This window comes from Streptomyces sp. A5-4, from assembly GCF_051131715.1.
Lineage (GTDB): Bacteria > Actinomycetota > Actinomycetes > Streptomycetales > Streptomycetaceae > Streptomyces.
This window is the reverse complement of record NZ_CP178591.1, coordinates 4,304,356-4,320,145: the sequence shown is the minus strand read 5'-3', so window position 1 is coordinate 4,320,145 and position 15,790 is coordinate 4,304,356. Positions and strand designations below refer to the sequence as shown.

Genomic DNA, 15,790 nt, shown 5'->3' with positions numbered 1-15,790 from the left:
AGTGTCCGGACACGCTGATCCCTCTCCGCTGGAGGTACCCATGTCTCAACCCAGTGCGGCCGTCGGCCGCATCGTGCACTACGTCTCGCACGGCACTCCCGTGCGCAGCGACGGCTCGCAAGCGTTCCCGCCGCAGTGCCGTGCCTCGCTCATCACCGAGGTCGACGCCGACGACCCCGGGCGCGTAGGGCTCGCCGTGCAGAACCCGACCGGCACGTTCTTCCACCCGCTCGCGGCCGGCGGGTCCGTGCTGGTCGACTGCGGCGCGCAGGTCGCCGGGTCCTGGCACTGGCCGGAGCGTGTGTGATGGCGCCGCCGCTCGCCGCTGAGCGCATCCTGTCCGCCCTGCGGGGAGAGGGCCTGACCGTCGTGGAGGTCGGGGCCTGGCGCACGCGGAACAGGAACCACAAGGGGCCGTGGGGGCCATCGCACGGGGTGATGATCCACCACACCGTGACGTCCGGGACGGCCCAGACGGTGCAGATCTGCCGCGACGGCTACACGGGCCTGCCGGGGCCGCTGTGCCACGGCGTGATCGCCAAGAGCGGCACGGTGCACCTGGTCGGCAACGGGCGCGCCAACCATGCCGGATTGGGTGACCCCGACGTCTTGCGCGCGGTGATCGCAGAGACCCGCCTGCCGAACGACGACGAAGCGAGCGTCGACGGGAATCGCCACTTCTACGGCTTCGAGTGCGAGAACCGCGGCGACGGCCGCGATCCTTGGCCCGACGTGCAGCTGGAGGCGATCGAGCGCGCGAGCGCGGCCCTGTGCAGGGCGCACGGCTGGGGCGCCGGCTCGGTCCTCGGCCATAAGGAGTGGCAGCCGGGCAAGCCGGACCCGCTGGGCTTCGCCATGGACGACATGCGGGCCCGGGTCGCGGACCGGCTGCCGGGCCTGCCCGGTCCGGTGCCGCTGCCCGAGCCGCAGCACCCGGTCGTGGACCTCTCGCTCCTGGTGGCCGCCGCCCGTACGGACCCGGGCAGGAAGGGCACGCCGGTCTCGTACCCGGGCGTGCGCATCGTGGAAGCAGCCCTCATCGATGAGGGACTGCTGGCGAAGCGGTACGGCGACGGGCACTTCGGTCTGGCGACGCTCACCGCGTACACCCTGTGGCAGGAGCGGCTTGGTTACCGCGGCCGTCGCCCGGGGCAGCCGGCCGACGGCACCCCCGGCATGACCAGCCTCACGGCGCTCGGCAAGAAGCACGCATTCGTCATCGCCGCCTAGAAAGGGCACCGCTCATGAACTCGACCACCCTCGACGCGGCCTACTGGTACGCGCTGTTGATCTCCTTCGTCCTGCCTGTCATCGTCGGCCTGGTCACCACCCGCGTGACGCACGCCGGGACGAAGGCCGTCCTCCTCCTGGCCCTCGTGGCCGTGGAGAGCTTCATCGTGGAACTCACGGCCGGCGGGCCCGGCTGGGACATCGGGAGCGCCCTCGTGCTCACGCTGGTGTCGTTCGTGATGGCCGTGGCCGCGCACTTCGGCCTGTGGAAGCCCACCGGGGTCACCCGCCGGGCACAGGACGCCTTCGCCAAGGCCGCGTAGGAGGAGGAACGCCATGACGTGGTTCGACACCCCGGCGCTGGAGACGGTCGTGATGTGGGGCGGCGCGTTCACCATCGTCGCGGGCGTGGTGGGGGCGCTGTGGCGGCTCGGCCGGGCGGCTTCCCGTACCGGCGCGCGCATGAACACCTTCATGGACGACTGGTACGGCGAGCCGAGCCGTCCTGGCGTCGTGGAGCGGCCCGGAATGATGCAGCGGGTCTCAGTGATGGAGGACCGTCTCCGGCGGGTGGAGCACGAGCTGTACCCGAACTCTGGCGATTCGCTGCGCGACGCCGTCGACCAGGCGAACCGTCGGCTGGCCCGCCTCTGCGGGTCGGAGTGCGACGACCCCGAGCACCAGCAGCCACCGCCCCCGCCTGCCGGGGAATGAGACCGGGCGTCCCGCTCCACGACTCCGGGAGCGGGCCGCCCGTTTTTCGCCATTTGCGTGCGTGCGCACCGGTCGGTGGTGCACCCTGGTAGTGCGCGCTGCTCCCCACTGGTCGCAGCGCGGGCCGCAGCCCCCCTTGCGGCGCCCGCTGAATGAGCCCGACCGAACTCATCCCCCCGAGCCCGGCCGGGCTCGTTCGTGTCGCGGCCCAACTGGCTTGAATGCGCCGTATGGTGGTGCCTGTCCATAAGGCTGATGCTGCGCTACGCGGACCCCGACGGAGACGCCCCGCTCACGGAACCCAGAGCGGGGCGTCTTCGTGTTCTCGGTCAGGCTTTCGCGGGTTGCCCTTCGAGTTCGAGGACCATCGCGGTGTAGAACGGCGCGTCCTCCCACGGGTGCGAGGTACCGACGCGCCGGTATCCCCACGCCACGTAGGCCGACTGCGCCGGGGCCGCTTCGGGCTCCGGACGGACGGTGAGTGTCACCCGCTCGACGTGCAGGCCCTCCAGAAGCGCCGAGTGGAGAGCGGCGGCAACACCGCGGCGACGCCACGGCTTACGGACCGCCAGCTCGAGAATCACCCACGTGCGGGCGCCGTCCTCGCTGATGAAGTCGGCCGCAAGGTCCTGGTCGATGTTCGTCCACCATCCCGTGTCGGGCGGGAGGAGGTAGCCGTACGTGAAACCGATGACCTCTTCGGCGTCGCGCGCGATGATCAGGCGCATTCCTTGCCGCTGCGCATGGATGAGGTAGTGCTCGATGAACTGGGCGACGTCGGCCGGGCCTTCGCTGTACGGAGGCTCGGCGTAGACCTCCTCGTAGGCCGGGAGAAATGCGTCGATCTGGTCAGCGGCCTCCTGGCCGTCGTACCGGTCGTACCTCACCTCGGACATCACGCCGCCCCCTTCGCTTGCGCGTATTCGGTCAGTTCCTCAGCAGTTTCCCGGGCAGAGACCGCGTCGACAGCTCGCAGTGAGCCAGCGACGTCCTCCAGGCGGCGCATGACCCGCCCGGACCCGACGGAGGAGCCCCGCTCATCACGAGCGGGGCTCCTCCGTGTTCGGAGACGGTCAGGCGTGGGCGAGCTGCCAGGTGCGCGCCTTGTCGTCCAGCTGGGTCGCCGCCCCGACACCGCGGCGCTCGAAGACGGTGAGCTGCCGCCGGATGCCGGTGACCTGCTTGAGCGCGCGGTCGGAGTACACCCCGTCGAAGTAGGCCAAGGCGCGGTCCCACGTAGCGCAAGCCTGCTCCAGATAGCCTTGCGCGGCCTGCTCCTTGCCCTGAGAGGACAGCGACAGGGCAGTGATGCGGGACAGGGTTCCGTTGTCGCTGCTGTAGCCGCGTCCGGCCGTCGCGTACTGCTTCTCTGCGTTGGGGTGGTCGCGGAGGCTGCGGAACGTCTTCGCGCTGTGGCTGGCTACCGCGGCCCGGGGCGATCCGAACAGGGTGAGCCAGTACGGAAGGACGTCATGTTCGCCCCGGATCGCGAGGTCCTGCGCACGGCGGACCTCGGCGACTGCCTCGGCGCCGCGCCCTGCGCCGGCGAGGGCGCGGGCGCGGCAGATGACGAACATGGACAGGAGACCGGGCTCGGCACGGTTCTTGGCCAGGTCGAGCGCGGCGTCGGCAAGGTCGATCGTGTGCTCTGGCTGGTGGATGTCCATGCCGTTGTGGGCCATGATCCGCAGGACCCACGCCTCGTGGAGCGGGTTGTCGGCCTCGCGGGTCAGGCCGAGGGCCTGGAGGTAGTAGCGCTGGGCGAGACCGTGCTCGCCGGCGTCGTACGCCTTCCACCCTGAGAGGAAGGTGAGGGCGGCGGCTGCGGTGAGCGCTTCGGCGTGAACGGATTCCTTGGCGAAGCGGCCTCGGGTGAGGTCAGCGACGTCGGAGCGGAGGTACTGGACGACCGCTGACCGGCCGTGCCGTCCCCCTTGACGCTCGTCGATGGCGGTGAACGCCTTGAGCATGGTGCGGACGGTGTCGATGTCGGATTCCCCAACCATCTGACCAGAGGCGGTGATTGCGCGTGCCTGCACTTCGGCGGCCTGCGCGAGGCCGAGCGGCAAGGCTGCCGCTGCCACGCTGTAGGCCGCTCCCGTCAGAAACTTTCGGCGGTTGATGTCGGCCTCCCCGATTCGCCGTACGATGTCTACTGGATCGGGTCCGATGCCCAACCCAAGCCGGGCATCGGCTCGATCCGATCCTTGTCCGGGGTCCTCCCAGCCGAAATCGGCCGGTGTGAGGTGCCGCCCGAGGCGGCGGGACAGGGCTTCGGCAATGTAGACGGCGGTACTCGGGGCGGGTGGCCGGCCCCCCATCCAGTGAGTGACGGCGGACTTGTTCGTCCGCAGGATTTCGCTTGCCTCGGCCGCTACTCGGCGGATGTCTGCGGCGAGCTGTTCATGCGTCAGGCCCGCTTCATCTACGGCAAGTCGAAAGCTTTCATTGCGTGCGCGAGAAGTAGTCACCGTGCGTGCACCCTCCCAAGCAGGGCGTTAAACCCGGTAAACGCATCGGGCGTTGACCGGCGCTGTCCATCCCACGGTAGCGCCGGTTGCATGACGTGTGTCACACGACAATGCACACATGCCGCTTGGGGGCATCGGGTGGAAGATCGTACGAAGGGTCAGGGCGCGTCAACCGGCGCGTTGACGACTCGATCTGAACGACAGTTGGCCTCTGGTCACTGGCTTCTGTCGGCCGCGCCGATACAGGCGCAGGTGCGGACGGAGTGGGAGACGAACGGGGTGGCTTGGCTGCGGCCGGGCGCGCTGTTCACCGCGGTGCTCATCCCCGCGAGCGTCATCCACGTCGCTGTCGGCCTGCCCGGCCCGAAGGAGTGCGCCCCGCACATCGCCGAGGTCCTGGACGAGGGGCCGGTGTTCTTCCAGCGTGGAGGTTTCGGCCCGGACGACACGTACACGGCCCTACTCCCGGCGGGGGCGGCCCGGTACTGGTTCATGAGTCGGACGGTCGTGCACACGCCGCACGCGCTGCTTCTCGTCCCGGCGCCGGACGTCCGCGAACCGGCCGAGACCGGCCCGTGGTGGGTCGTTCCGCTCGAAGGCCCCGGGCTGCTCTGCCCGGCCGACCGGCTGGCGGCTCTCGTCGGCTTCGGCCTCAGCCGCACCGGCCGCGCGCGGGGGGCTCTCGATGCCTGAGACACTGCGCGGTCCCGCGACCCGAACGAGGTCGCCGGAATCACCCGACACGGTCGGTGATGTCGCTCGCCGACCCAAGAGGATCGGCGTACGCATGTCGATGATCGAGACGACTTATGCCGGAAACCCCGCCTACACCGAGACCCTGCCGAGGCTCCCTGAGTCCGCGTGCCGCGCGCGACACCTGGTGACCTCGGCACTCGTCATATGGGGTCTGGAAGAGGCCGAGGACGCCGCGGTCCTCGTCATGAGCGAGCTGGTGTCCAACGCGGTCGCCCACGCCCGGCGTGACTTGATCCGGGTCACGGTGACGCGGCAGGGCCCGCGCCACGTCCAGGTGTCCGTGGTCGACCACTCCCAGCTAGCTCCGAAGCCCCGGCCCGCCGGCGACGGCGACGAGGACGGGCGAGGCCTGGCCCTCATCGCCGCGCTGACCGACGGCCGGTGGGGCGTCGACCCGCTGCGGTGGGGGAAACGGGTGTGGGCGGACCTGGTCGCGCCACCGGCCCCGAAGGGGCTGTCGTGAACCACCGGACTGGTCAGATCTTGTACGTGCTGGCCCTGCTCGGGCTCCTCGGCGCCCTCTACTTCGGCATCTTCGAGGGGTCGGTGTCCGGTGGCTGAGAGCTGGGTCGTCGGCCGGTGCTGGCGCTGCGACGCCGAAGACGTGCTGGTGATGTGGCTCGGGCCTGTCCAGAGCCAGGACCAGGGGCACGGCCCTTTCCATGCCTGTGAGCCGTGCATTCGGCGTCTCGAAGCGCTGGTAGCGGCCTACAACGACCCCAGCCGCCAATGCGGCTGACGCAGACTCCCGCCCCCGGCCGTGCTGCTTCGCGCGTCCGACCGGGGTGCGGGCATCACCCCGTTCCACACCTGGAAGAACCGACTGCGCCCGCCCGCCGGGTGCTCTCCTCCGACCACCCGACCGAAGGAAGACACCGATGCATGAGCTGATCGCCAGTCCGTTCCTGGGGCAGCATGTTCTCGTCCGCCCTGGAAGCCCGGGAGGGCTGCTACTGCCGGAGGCCAGCTACGAGGAGCTGGGCGCCGCGACGGACGCCGCTATCCCGGCCTGGTTGGCCGATGCCGCCCGCGAGCAGTGGGGCACCGATATCACCGGTCGGCCCTTGTCCGACCTGCTGCTCGTGCGGCAGCCGTCGAGTTGGGGTTACGGCAAGGCGTCGTGGGAGATCAACCTCGGGTGCAACTACCAGTGCAAGCACTGCTACCTGGGCATCAAGGTCAACTCGGGGATGCCGCTCGCCGACAAGCTGCGCTGCCTCGACATCATGGCCGAGGCCGGTGTGCTGTGGCTCCAGGTCACCGGCGGTGAGGCCACGGTCGACAAGGACTTCATGCCCTCGTACCGGCACGCCTGGGACCACGGCATGATGATCACGCTCTCCACGAACGGCTCCCTTCTGTGGCGGGAGAACCTGCTCACGATGCTCCGGGAGCGCCCGCCTTACCGGGTGACGGTTTCCATGTACGGGGCGACGAAGCGGAGCTACGACGAGCTCACGCAGCGCGACGGGGCGTGGGACCTGTTCATGCAGGGCATGGGCGCCGCCCGCCGGGAGAAGCTCCCGCTGCGGATGAGCATCATCGTGACCGAGGACAACGCCGACGAAGAACAGGCGATGATCGGCCTCTGCGAACAGTGGGGCGTGGACTACGCGGTCTTCACGAACATGACGCCCACGATCTACGGCGGCGGTGAAGTCCTCACCGCGCAGTCCAAGGAGCACCTGCGGCTGCGCAAGAAGTTCGAGGGGTGCAACGCCGGCCACACGTTCTTCCACATGGACCCGCACGGCTTCGCGACGATCTGCAAGATCGGCCGCGACGACCAGATCAGTCTCCCCGACGAGGGGATCGACGGTCTCGCACGGCTCGGCGGCATCGCTGACCGTCTCATGCTTCGCACCGGTGGCTGCTCTGGCTGCCAGCTCTCGGGGGCCTGCACCGTGTGCAGGCCCCTGGCCAAGCACTACCAGGAGGCGAAGGCTCCGCTGGAAAGTTACTGCCAACACGGCATGAAGAAAGCAGGCTGACCATGACCGCTGTCGCTGTCGAGATCTCTCCCAGGCGTCCCCTCCCTGGGGAAGTGCCGACGCAGGGTCTGCCGTACCTCACGCGGCCCGTCGAGCGGCCCACCGCCCCGATCGTCACCATCACGTCCGTCGCCGACCTGGACGACGTGATGGAGGCGGCGAAGTGCTCGTGCGCTGCGGGAGACGACAACCCCCACTGACCGATCTGCACCTGATCCGGTCATGAACGTGCAGGCCCCGGTGTTCGCACACCGGGGCCTGTGTCGTGTGTGTAGCGTGCGGCCATGCATTTGAACTGGGACTGGATGCGACCCGTGATGCCCGTGCCGTTCGTGCCGACGCTCGGCCCGGTGCACCCCGCCAGCCCGCTCCCGGACCTGTTCGCTGCTGCGGCCGGCGTCGCGGGCAGCGGGGAGTTCCTGCCGTACGACAAGGATCGGCGCTGGTCGCGCACCAAGGCTGAGCGAATCCTCGTCGGTGCTGTGCGCCACGACGAGCGGTCGACGCTCCTGCCGACGTTGTCGGACCGGGGCCGGGGCGCGGTGAAGGTCCACGTGTACGGCGCGGAGCCCGACGTCCTGGCCGACGCGGCTGAGCTCGCCCGCGAGCTTGCTGCCGTGCACCAGGCCGGGGCTGCGCGCGTCCTGTGGTTCCTGGGCCCGGACGAGCCGGAGCAGTCCGCCGCCGCGGTGGGCACGCGGGTCCAGTGGAAGGACTTCACCGGCCCCGGCCCGGAGGCTCCCGCGGCCGTCGGCGTGCGACCGTACGACGAGCAGTCGGACAGTGTGAAGGCGACGTTCGCCGGGTTCGCCGAAGACATGAAGGCCGACGGTCTGGCCTTCCTTCACGAGCAGATGTGCGCGGGCACGGTGGGGCCGGTCCTCACCGTCGCGCACGACGGGCATGTGGCCGGCGCCATCGGCCCCATGGAGACGATGACCGACGAGGCCGGGCGGACACGGCTACTGCCGCAGTACTTCGCCGTCCTGCCGGAGTACCGCGGCCACGGCTACGGCCGCGCGCTGTGGCGGGCGGCGATGTCGTGGGGCCGTGCGAGCGGGGCCGCCTACCAGCTGCTCCAGACCGAGGTCGGCGGAGCTTCCGACCGGCTCTGTCAGGGCGAGGGCCTGGCTTCCCTCGGGTTCGTCTGCACCCGGTCCGCGTGACTCGTTCCGGGTGTGGGCCGCTACCACATAGGGGTCACCACCTGCGCATACGTCTCCCGTACTTCTGCCGTTTCTGGGTGTGAACCGGGTGTGATCTTGAAGGAGTGAGAGGCGTGCGAGAGGTATCCCATCGGTCACTGAGAGGTGACATCGCGGAGGGGGTGCCTTGAACTCACGGCCCTGACCTGCACGTTCGTGGTGCTACATTGCAGGTCAGACGGTCGCGGCTCCTGATCTGTTACGGAGCTTCCCTAATTCGGGACGAAGAGGTCGTGGGTTCAAATCCCGCCACCCCGACAGCTAAAACACCAGGTCAGGCCCGGTACTGAGAAATCAGTACCGGGCCTGATTTGCTGTGCGGACCCGTTTTGGGAGCCGTTTGGGAGCCGACTCCGAGAAGCGGCTCCCCTGGCGGCTCCCAGCGAGTGCCGTCCGCCGCCGAGAGCACTTGCCGCCATGTACGCCCAGGAAGAGTCACCCCAAGGCTTGTCCTGCGGAGGCCGTAGACGGTACGACGATCGCCATGCACCCTTGGTCTCCATTAAATGACCGGCAGCTCGCACTCCTCACCCGCGTCGGGGACGGAGCCGCTCCCGTCACGTCGGACAGTCCCGAGCTCGCGCTTACCGCCCGCGCGCTCAAGGAACGGCACCTGATCACTATGCCCAAGCAGGGTGGGAAGTGGCAGGCGGAGATCACCGACGCGGGACGCTTCTACCTGGAGCACGGCCATCACCCGGACCGGCCGGATCCGGCTCAGCGCAAGCAGCGGTCGACGGGCCCCGAGGCAGGTGCACGAACGGCCCCTGCACCGCAGAAGCAGGCCGCACCCACGTCCACGACGAAGCTGGCGCCGCACCATGCAGCGAAGTCCCCGCGGCCATCGTCGGCGGAAGTTGGAGCCGCTTTGATCGTGGAGGTACAGGAGGCCGGGCGGTTCCTCCGGATCCCGAACCCCAGCGGCGAGGAGCGGGCGCGCTACCGCAGGGCGTTCGACGCCGCCCGGCAGTGTGCCCCTGAGGGATACCACCTGAAGTACAGCGGTCGGGCGAAGGGGGACTTCTTCCTCGGCCTGCTCAGGGTGACCGGCGAGGACGAAACCGAGTGGAACCGGATCCGGCTGGCGCGCAGCCGTGTGATCACCGATGTCGAGGACGTGATCGCCGCAGTCACCGCAGACCACAGCGCCTTCGAGGTCTCGGAAGAGGTCCTCCCCCGGGTCCTCTCACTACTCCGGCTCCTCGCTGAGCAAGCCCTCACACGCCACGGCGAGATCGCCGTGTCCAAGAAGCGCAGGCAGCCGAGGCCACTGCTCACCGTCCACGGCAGGACGTACGAGGTCAGCTTCCGAGAGCGGCAGAAGCAGGTCCGGTACGTCCCCCAGCAGCCCGGCCGCCGTACGTACGACTGGCAGCGTGTCGCCCCGGCCCACAAGTCCGAGCCGTCCGGCGAACTGGAGCTGCTGGTCAGCCAGCAATCGGGCTACAGCTACGGCTGGAAGAAGGAATGGGCCGACACTGCCAAGAAGCCGTTGGAGGAGCAAATCGGTTCGGTGTTCCGGGCGCTGAAGGCGCGCGCGGAGGAGCAGGAACGGGCTCGACTGGAGCATGAAGCGGAACAGCAGCGCCTGCGAGAGGAACGAGAGCAGCAGGAGGCCGAGCGCCGGCGCCTGGGAACGGAGCGGGAAGAGCGCGAGCGGCGGGAGTGGGAGGCCGCTGTCAGCGTGGCTTCGATCAAAGCGGTTCACGCGGTACGGGCCGAGCACTTCGGTACGGCCCTGGAAACGTGGCAGGCTGCGGGGGAGATCCGGACGTTCTGTGCGGCTCTGGATGAAGCCGCCGCCGCGCCGGAGGACGCGCTCGAAGCCGAGAGCTTACGAGAGTGGTCGGCGTGGGGGAAGTCGGAGGCCGACCGGCTCGACCCCACCATGAACGGCAAGGGCCTGGCTTATCGCAACTTCCATGCGGAGCCGACGGGAGATCAGCTGCGGCCATTCCTCGACGGCTGGCACCCGCGCCGGCCGGAGAAGGAGAAGCCTGCAGCACAGCCTGCGCCGCCCAAGCCGGAGCCGGATCCGTGGCGAGGTGTCATCGACGTACGTCAGGATCAAGGCTGGCGATATGGACGCCAAGGTCGCGCTCAATGGTGGAGGCGATGACGCCGTGCCCACGGTCGCGCAGGCCCTTGACTGCCTTCTCTACCAGCTGCCCCAGTCTCATGACCTCGGCACGAAGTGCAACCAACTCGTCGTAGCGGTCGGCCTTGTCGTCGCCGCACCACGCCCGGACGGTCCGTAGGACGACTGCCTCCATGTCCAACTTGTGGTCGTCCCGGCGGTGATAGGAGTACCAGGAGGACTGCTCGCGCTCCTGCTCAATCACCTGTTGCTTTCGGTCCACTTCCGGGAGAATTTCGTCGGCGAGGCTGCCGGCCACATGGCGTGCGATGCGCTCGGTGACCGGCCACCCGGCCAAGCACATGCCGGCGCCGTTCTCGTGGACCATGGCGTCGCCGCGGAGTTCGGCGGCGTCCATGCCAAGGAGCGATGCTGTCTTGTCCAGGTGGCTCAGCTCCAAGACCCCTGCGTCCGCTACCCCTCGGCGCAGGCGGAGCCTGTTCTTCGGACGGAAGAAGCCGAGAATCATGCGCGCGGCCTCGAAGTCGGTGCTGCCGCGTACGTGGCGTGACGCCTCGGCCAGGGTCGACTCTGCCGCGTCATCCGCGCGGAATGCATCGACGTCAGTCCACAGTGCGACGAGAGAGCCGGGTGCGACCCACTCCTGCAGACCCGCCTCGTCGCCTTCGAGAAACCGCAGGTGGATCCAACCTGACCTGCCAGAACCGCCCACTCGAACGATCTCCACCTGACGGACCGCGCTGCCCAGCTCTTTCGGCCTCGCCCGGTATGCCCAGTGCTCGCCAATCTCCATATGCCTATTGAGCCAGGTCGGTTGACCTCATCGCCGGGCGTTTGCCGTAAATGCCGGAGCGAGCTGACCGCACTAGGTTGACACTGCCCCATCGAGACACCCGTGCTCCTGCACGGCTGTGGCACGGCCGGACCCTCTCGATGCGAACTACGGGCACGACGGTCGCTGAGGGCTGCGGAGCTGGCTGGGCGGCTTCTACTGGGTGGCCGAGGTCAGCCTTGGGCGCGTTGGTTGCTGTACTTCGCTGCTGTACAACCCAGTTGCCGCCCGCCCCCGGGCTTGGGCAACTACCAGCAGGACAAGCGGTGGCCTGACTACGATTGTTCTCATGACCGAGGAGACGATCATCGCCCTACGCAACTACGACTACCTGGTACGCAATAACGGCTTGGATGACGTGGAGCTTGCGTGGGAGTCGGACACTCTGATCCGTGGAGAAGGAGGTTACGACATCGGTCTTTTGACCGAGCGCGGTTTCACTCCAGCGACTCGCTGACTGGGGCACGCTTCACCTACACCCACCACTCATCCCAGCCCTCATCCCGTCTGCCTTCGACCCACACCCGTGGAGCAGGCGTGATTCAGGGCGTCAAGGTGGAGCGCGCCACTGTACGAACGACCTTGACGCCCTGGGGCGCGTCTGTTCGGCTCCGCCTGGATCGAAGGCGGACGGGATGGGAGCCCACAACGCTCGCCACGAATCCGCCGGCACTCGCCCACGGCGCCCCGTCCATCCCGGAGTCTGAGCGCCCCCGCCGAAGGCATACCTTTGGCCCGCGGATGTGCCGCCCGCCGAGCTGGCCGGGCGCCTCACCGCCCGTACCGCCCGATGAAGCCGGCATGGGTACGGGCGCGAGAGGCACTGTCAGGCGTCGGCGCCGCCGAAGCGGGTGCGGTACGCCTCCAGGTCCTCCTCCGCGATCTTCGCGAAGAGGACCGGCGGAACGGTGAACGCTGTACCGGCCGGGACAGCGTCCAGGGACTTGGCCTGCTCGGCGGTCACCCAGGTCGCGGTGTCGCCCTCCAGCGCGAAGGCACCGCGCATGGCGGCGGCCGAGGCCGGGATGAGCGGCTCGGAGACGACCGCGTAGAGGTGGATGAGGTTCATCGCCGTACGCAGAGTCAGGGCCGCGCCCTCCGGGACGGTCTTGATCTCCAGCCAGGGGGCCTTCTCCTCCAGGTAGGAGTTACCTGCCGACCACAGGGCGCGCAGCGCCGCTCCGGCCTTGCGGTACTGGAGGGCCTCCATCTGCTCCTCATACTCACCGAGCAGCCGGGCGATCTCCTCGCCCAGCTTCGCCTCCGCCTCGCCAGCCGCGTTGCCCGCAGGCACCTCGTCGCCGAACCGCTTGCGGGAGAAGGACAGCACGCGGTTGACGAAGTTGCCGAGGGTGTCGGCCAGGTCCTTGTTGACCGTGGCGGCGAAGTGCTCCCAAGTGAACGACGAGTCGTCGGACTCGGGGGCGTTGGCGATCAGGAAGTAGCGCCAGTAGTCGGCCGGCAACGTCTCCAGTGCGGCGTCCGTGAAGATGCCCCGCTTCTGGGAGGTGGAGAACTTGCCGCCGTAGTACGTCAGCCAGTTGAAGCCCTTGACGACGTCGACCTTCTTCCACGGCTCGCGGACGCCGAGCTCCGTGGCCGGGAACATCACCGTGTGGAACGGGACGTTGTCCTTGGCCATGAACTGCGTGTAGCGAACGGTGTCGTCGGCCTCGTACCACCACGACTTCCAGTCGCGGGTCTCGCCGTCGGAGGCGGCGTCCGCCCACTCCTTCGTCGCGGCGATGTACTCGATCGGGGCGTCGAACCATACGTAGAAGACCTTGCCGTCGGCCGCGAGTTCCGGCCAGGTGTCGGCCGGGACCGGTACGCCCCAGTCCAGGTCGCGGGTAATGGCGCGGTCGTGGAGGCCCTCGGTAAGCCATTTGCGGGCGATGGACGAGGAAAGCTGCGGCCACTGATCCTCGTGCTGGGCGACCCATGCCTCGACTTCGTGCTGGAGCTTGGACTGCAGCAGGAACAGGTGCGTGGTCTCGCGGACCTCCAGCTCGGTGGAGCCGCTGATGGCCGAGCGGGGGTCGATCAAATCGGTCGGGTCGAGAACGCGAGTGCAGTTCTCGCACTGGTCGCCACGGGCCTTGTCGTAGCCGCAGTGCGGGCAGGTGCCCTCGACGTACCGGTCCGGCAGGAAACGTCCGTCAACGGGCGAGTACACCTGACGGATAGCCCGCTCCTCGATGAAACCGTTCTTGTGGAGCTGACGCGCGAAATGCTGCGTGATCTCAACGTTCTGCTGCGAGGAACTGCGGCCGAAGTAGTCGAAGGCCAGCTGGAAACCGTCGTACACGGCCTTCTGAGCGTTGTGGGCCTGCGCGCAGAACTCGGCCACCTCCAGTCCAGCCGCCTTGGCCGCCAGCTCCGCCGGCGTCCCGTGCTCGTCGGTCGCGCAGATGTAGAGAACGTCGTGACCACGCTGGCGGAGGTACCGGGAGTACACATCCGCCGGAAGCATCGACCCCACCATGTTGCCCAGGTGCTTGATCCCGTTGATGTAGGGAAGCGCGCTGGTTACCAGGTGTCGAGCCATCCTTGGATGCTCCATTTCGTACGTAAGTCGTCGGTGGCAGTGCCGCGGCGGGCCCAGGTCGGGAGGGTGCAGCGGGCGCGACGATCAGGTCGCTCAACCGTGTCACGCGTGGTGACGGTCGGATCTGCAAGCCGCCGCAATCGTATGGCACCCGGGTGCCACCCCGGCGAGCCGTTTATCCTCGGCCGAGCCCGTGCGGAACGCGCTCGACCGTCCGAGACAGGCGGCCAAGCGAGTCTCGGACGGCCGAGGCGGTCCTCATATTAGGGCCCGTATGTCCGAGGTTGCGCACTCTTTGTCCTCACCCGAGGCCGAAGGGGCGATCCCCATGATCCGAGAACCCACTTCCAGCAGTGCCGTGCGGCCCAGAACGGCTGCACCCTGCGAACAGCGAAGTCCGGGCGCCTCTCACCGCCCAGACTTCACCTCGGCCTGTGTTACCGGCGTACACGCAGAAGGGCATCGAGCACGTGCACGGGCGAGGTGGGACACATCGCCAGGCGGGCAGCGAGCGCTGCCTCCCACTGCTCTGTCAGGCCGACCATGAGGCGCTTGCGCATGCCAGGGGTGACGTGGGCATAGCGCGCCGAGACGGAGCCATCGATATGTCCCATGCGCTGGTCCATGAGGACCTTCTCGGCGCCCAGGTCCTCCATCACGGTCCTATGGGTGTGGCGCAGGCCGTGAGGCGTGAGGCCCTTGGCAATCGGGAGCCAGCAGGCATCGGCTCGTTGGGCGGCGCCGCGTCCTCGCGCGGGGACTCCTGGCCACGGGTCGCCGAGTAGCGGCACGGGGCGCGCCTCCTGCGGGGCCTTCTTCGGATACCAGCCCGATACAGCCGGGGTGAACAGCCAGGTCGCGAAACCGTTCCTGCGCCAGTGGGCCGCAGGTTCCACCACCGCGCCGCCTCGTACGAACCCGAGGTCCGCGATGGCCTCTTCCACCCGTATTCGCGTCGAATCGGCGACGCGATCGGGGTGGTTAAGGACGTTGGACACTGTCCCTGTGGAGACTGCGGCACGGCGTGCGACGTCGACGAGTTTCGCGCCCTGGTGGCCGCCCGTACGAGCCGTGCCCTGTCCGCGGAAGACGTAGGTCCTGCCGTGGCAGGGGCAGGGCGTCGGCTTCGTGCGGGCGACATGGTTGCTGACCAGGGCGGACAGCCAGTCCATCGAGTCGAGGGTGCGATAGCTGTCGTCCTTGGGCGGGCAGCGCACCATCTCACCCGAGTCGAGCTCGTACAGCTGCCACTCCACGCGGACAGAGCCGGGACGGGAGAACTCGGTCTCCAGGCCCACGATTTCGCCCCAGCGCATGCCGGTGTATCCCTTGAGGACGACGGCGACGAACTCGTCATCGCGACCTGACAGCAGGGCTGCCCGTTCGGCGGTCAGCAGGATGCCGAGCGGGTCGGTGACGACCTTCTCCGGGCCTCGGTCACGGGAGCGGCCCGCGCGCTTGCCCCGCCCGCGCCGCCTGGTCGCCGGGTTCGACGTGATCAGCCCTTCGTCGATCGCGTCCTCGAAGATCAGGTGGAACGTGGAGCGCCAGGTCTTGACGCTGGAGGCCGCGTACAGGGCCCTTTCCTTCTTCTCCCACCGTTCGACGTCCGAGCGCAGGATGCCTGCGAGCGCATGATCCTCGAAGTCGGGGAGGAGATGCTCCTCAATGTGGCGCTTGTAGTTCTGCATGGTCGAGGCGGCCAGATCCTGGGCCTCGTACCAGCGGCTCGCGTACTCGCCGAACGTCTCCTGCCCCAGCGCGGGGTCGCGCCAGTCACCGCGGCGGTACTTGTTCTCGGCCTCGCCCGCCGAGCGTTGGGCCTCGCCCTTGGTGGCGAACTTGATCGCCTTGCCATGCTCGTCGACGACCGTGAGGTGCTTGCCGGGAGCGGTCTTGTATCGGGCACGCCAGTAACCTCCGCGCTTCTCCGCGAAACCCAAGT

16 protein-coding genes are annotated in these 15,790 nt (G+C 68.5%); 11 read left to right on the top strand and 5 right to left on the bottom strand.

Annotated features, from left to right (window positions below; all coding sequences use genetic code 11):
- Positions 1–40 precede the first annotated feature (40 nt).
- From ACLLJJ_RS19780 to ACLLJJ_RS19765, 4 genes are read left to right on the top strand one after another with little or no spacing between them, the layout of a single operon-like run.
- Positions 41–307, top strand: coding sequence for a hypothetical protein (locus tag ACLLJJ_RS19780; RefSeq protein WP_434593227.1), 267 nt, complete (start codon positions 41–43; stop codon positions 305–307).
- On the top strand, positions 307–1,230 hold the full coding sequence (locus ACLLJJ_RS19775; RefSeq protein WP_434593225.1) for an N-acetylmuramoyl-L-alanine amidase: 924 nt from the start codon (positions 307–309) through the stop codon (positions 1,228–1,230). The genes ACLLJJ_RS19780 and ACLLJJ_RS19775 overlap by 1 nt, the downstream gene beginning before the upstream one ends.
- A 14-nt stretch (positions 1,231–1,244) precedes the next feature.
- Positions 1,245–1,553 (top strand): hypothetical protein, encoded by a 309-nt coding sequence (locus ACLLJJ_RS19770; RefSeq protein ID WP_434593222.1) that lies wholly within the window; start codon positions 1,245–1,247, stop codon positions 1,551–1,553.
- A 13-nt stretch (positions 1,554–1,566) separates the two neighbouring features.
- On the top strand, positions 1,567–1,944 hold the full coding sequence (locus tag ACLLJJ_RS19765) for a hypothetical protein (protein WP_434593219.1): 378 nt from the start codon (positions 1,567–1,569) through the stop codon (positions 1,942–1,944).
- A gap of 329 nt (positions 1,945–2,273) precedes the next feature.
- On the opposite strand, the gene ACLLJJ_RS19760 is transcribed toward ACLLJJ_RS19765, so the two are convergent.
- Positions 2,274–2,840, bottom strand: coding sequence for a GNAT family N-acetyltransferase (locus ACLLJJ_RS19760; RefSeq protein WP_434593217.1), 567 nt, complete (start codon positions 2,838–2,840; stop codon positions 2,274–2,276).
- Between the two features lie 177 nt (positions 2,841–3,017).
- Positions 3,018–4,028 carry a hypothetical protein gene (locus ACLLJJ_RS19755; protein WP_434593215.1) on the bottom strand — a complete coding sequence of 337 codons (1,011 nt, stop codon included), beginning with the start codon at positions 4,026–4,028 and terminating at the stop codon, positions 3,018–3,020.
- 639 nt (positions 4,029–4,667) lie between these two features.
- Here ACLLJJ_RS19755 and ACLLJJ_RS19750 point away from each other — a divergent pair.
- The 6 genes from ACLLJJ_RS19750 to ACLLJJ_RS19725 all read left to right on the top strand — a co-directional run bounded on the left by ACLLJJ_RS19750 (position 4,668) and on the right by ACLLJJ_RS19725 (position 10,486).
- Complete coding sequence (locus ACLLJJ_RS19750) at positions 4,668–5,108, top strand: hypothetical protein (RefSeq protein ID WP_434593214.1); 441 nt, start codon at positions 4,668–4,670, stop codon at positions 5,106–5,108.
- A 94-nt stretch (positions 5,109–5,202) separates the two neighbouring features.
- Entirely contained in the window at positions 5,203–5,634 is a 432-nt protein-coding gene (locus tag ACLLJJ_RS19745; protein WP_434593211.1) for an ATP-binding protein, read from the top strand.
- A 415-nt stretch (positions 5,635–6,049) separates the two neighbouring features.
- Positions 6,050–7,162, top strand: coding sequence for a radical SAM protein (locus ACLLJJ_RS19740; protein WP_434593209.1), 1,113 nt, complete (start codon positions 6,050–6,052; stop codon positions 7,160–7,162).
- Positions 7,163–7,164: 2 nt separating this feature from the next.
- Positions 7,165–7,362: a hypothetical protein gene (locus tag ACLLJJ_RS19735; RefSeq protein WP_434593206.1), complete on the top strand. Its 198-nt coding sequence runs from the start codon at positions 7,165–7,167 to the stop codon at positions 7,360–7,362.
- Between the two features lie 84 nt (positions 7,363–7,446).
- Entirely contained in the window at positions 7,447–8,328 is an 882-nt protein-coding gene (locus tag ACLLJJ_RS19730) for a GNAT family N-acetyltransferase (RefSeq protein WP_434593204.1), read from the top strand.
- A gap of 523 nt (positions 8,329–8,851) precedes the next feature.
- Positions 8,852–10,486: a PE-PGRS family protein gene (locus tag ACLLJJ_RS19725; RefSeq protein WP_434593202.1), complete on the top strand. Its 1,635-nt coding sequence runs from the start codon at positions 8,852–8,854 to the stop codon at positions 10,484–10,486.
- Here the strand turns inward: ACLLJJ_RS19725 and ACLLJJ_RS19720 are convergent.
- On the bottom strand, positions 10,416–11,258 hold the full coding sequence (locus tag ACLLJJ_RS19720; RefSeq protein ID WP_434593201.1) for a PE-PGRS family protein: 843 nt from the start codon (positions 11,256–11,258) through the stop codon (positions 10,416–10,418). The genes ACLLJJ_RS19725 and ACLLJJ_RS19720 overlap by 71 nt on opposite strands.
- A gap of 328 nt (positions 11,259–11,586) precedes the next feature.
- Here ACLLJJ_RS19720 and ACLLJJ_RS19715 point away from each other — a divergent pair, with 328 nt between their 5' ends.
- Positions 11,587–11,754: a hypothetical protein gene (locus tag ACLLJJ_RS19715; RefSeq protein ID WP_434593198.1), complete on the top strand. Its 168-nt coding sequence runs from the start codon at positions 11,587–11,589 to the stop codon at positions 11,752–11,754.
- A gap of 369 nt (positions 11,755–12,123) precedes the next feature.
- Here the strand turns inward: ACLLJJ_RS19715 and metG are convergent, their stop codons facing one another.
- Entirely contained in the window at positions 12,124–13,845 is a 1,722-nt protein-coding gene (metG, locus tag ACLLJJ_RS19710; protein WP_434593195.1) for a methionine--tRNA ligase, read from the bottom strand.
- A 437-nt stretch (positions 13,846–14,282) separates the two neighbouring features.
- Entirely contained in the window at positions 14,283–15,788 is a 1,506-nt protein-coding gene (locus tag ACLLJJ_RS19705) for a LacI family DNA-binding transcriptional regulator (RefSeq protein WP_434593192.1), read from the bottom strand.
- Positions 15,789–15,790: the final 2 nt, after the last annotated feature.

Bases quoted from the DNA above. Each gene is read 5' to 3' on its own strand.
- ACLLJJ_RS19715 (WP_434593198.1), top strand. From the start codon at position 11,587: ATGACCGAGGAGACGATCATCGCCCTACGCAACTACGACTACCTGGTA.
- ACLLJJ_RS19740 (WP_434593209.1), top strand. From the start codon at position 6,050: ATGCATGAGCTGATCGCCAGTCCGTTCCTGGGGCAGCATGTTCTCGTC.
- ACLLJJ_RS19765 (WP_434593219.1), top strand. From the start codon at position 1,567: ATGACGTGGTTCGACACCCCGGCGCTGGAGACGGTCGTGATGTGGGGC.
- ACLLJJ_RS19770 (WP_434593222.1), top strand. From the start codon at position 1,245: ATGAACTCGACCACCCTCGACGCGGCCTACTGGTACGCGCTGTTGATC.
- ACLLJJ_RS19720 (WP_434593201.1), bottom strand. From the start codon at position 11,258: ATGGAGATTGGCGAGCACTGGGCATACCGGGCGAGGCCGAAAGAGCTG.
- ACLLJJ_RS19760 (WP_434593217.1), bottom strand. From the start codon at position 2,840: ATGTCCGAGGTGAGGTACGACCGGTACGACGGCCAGGAGGCCGCTGAC.
- ACLLJJ_RS19725 (WP_434593202.1), top strand. From the start codon at position 8,852: ATGCACCCTTGGTCTCCATTAAATGACCGGCAGCTCGCACTCCTCACC.
- ACLLJJ_RS19780 (WP_434593227.1), top strand. From the start codon at position 41: ATGTCTCAACCCAGTGCGGCCGTCGGCCGCATCGTGCACTACGTCTCG.
- ACLLJJ_RS19730 (WP_434593204.1), top strand. From the start codon at position 7,447: ATGCATTTGAACTGGGACTGGATGCGACCCGTGATGCCCGTGCCGTTC.
- ACLLJJ_RS19735 (WP_434593206.1), top strand. From the start codon at position 7,165: ATGACCGCTGTCGCTGTCGAGATCTCTCCCAGGCGTCCCCTCCCTGGG.
- ACLLJJ_RS19775 (WP_434593225.1), top strand. From the start codon at position 307: ATGGCGCCGCCGCTCGCCGCTGAGCGCATCCTGTCCGCCCTGCGGGGA.
- ACLLJJ_RS19745 (WP_434593211.1), top strand. From the start codon at position 5,203: ATGTCGATGATCGAGACGACTTATGCCGGAAACCCCGCCTACACCGAG.
- metG (WP_434593195.1), bottom strand. From the start codon at position 13,845: ATGGCTCGACACCTGGTAACCAGCGCGCTTCCCTACATCAACGGGATC.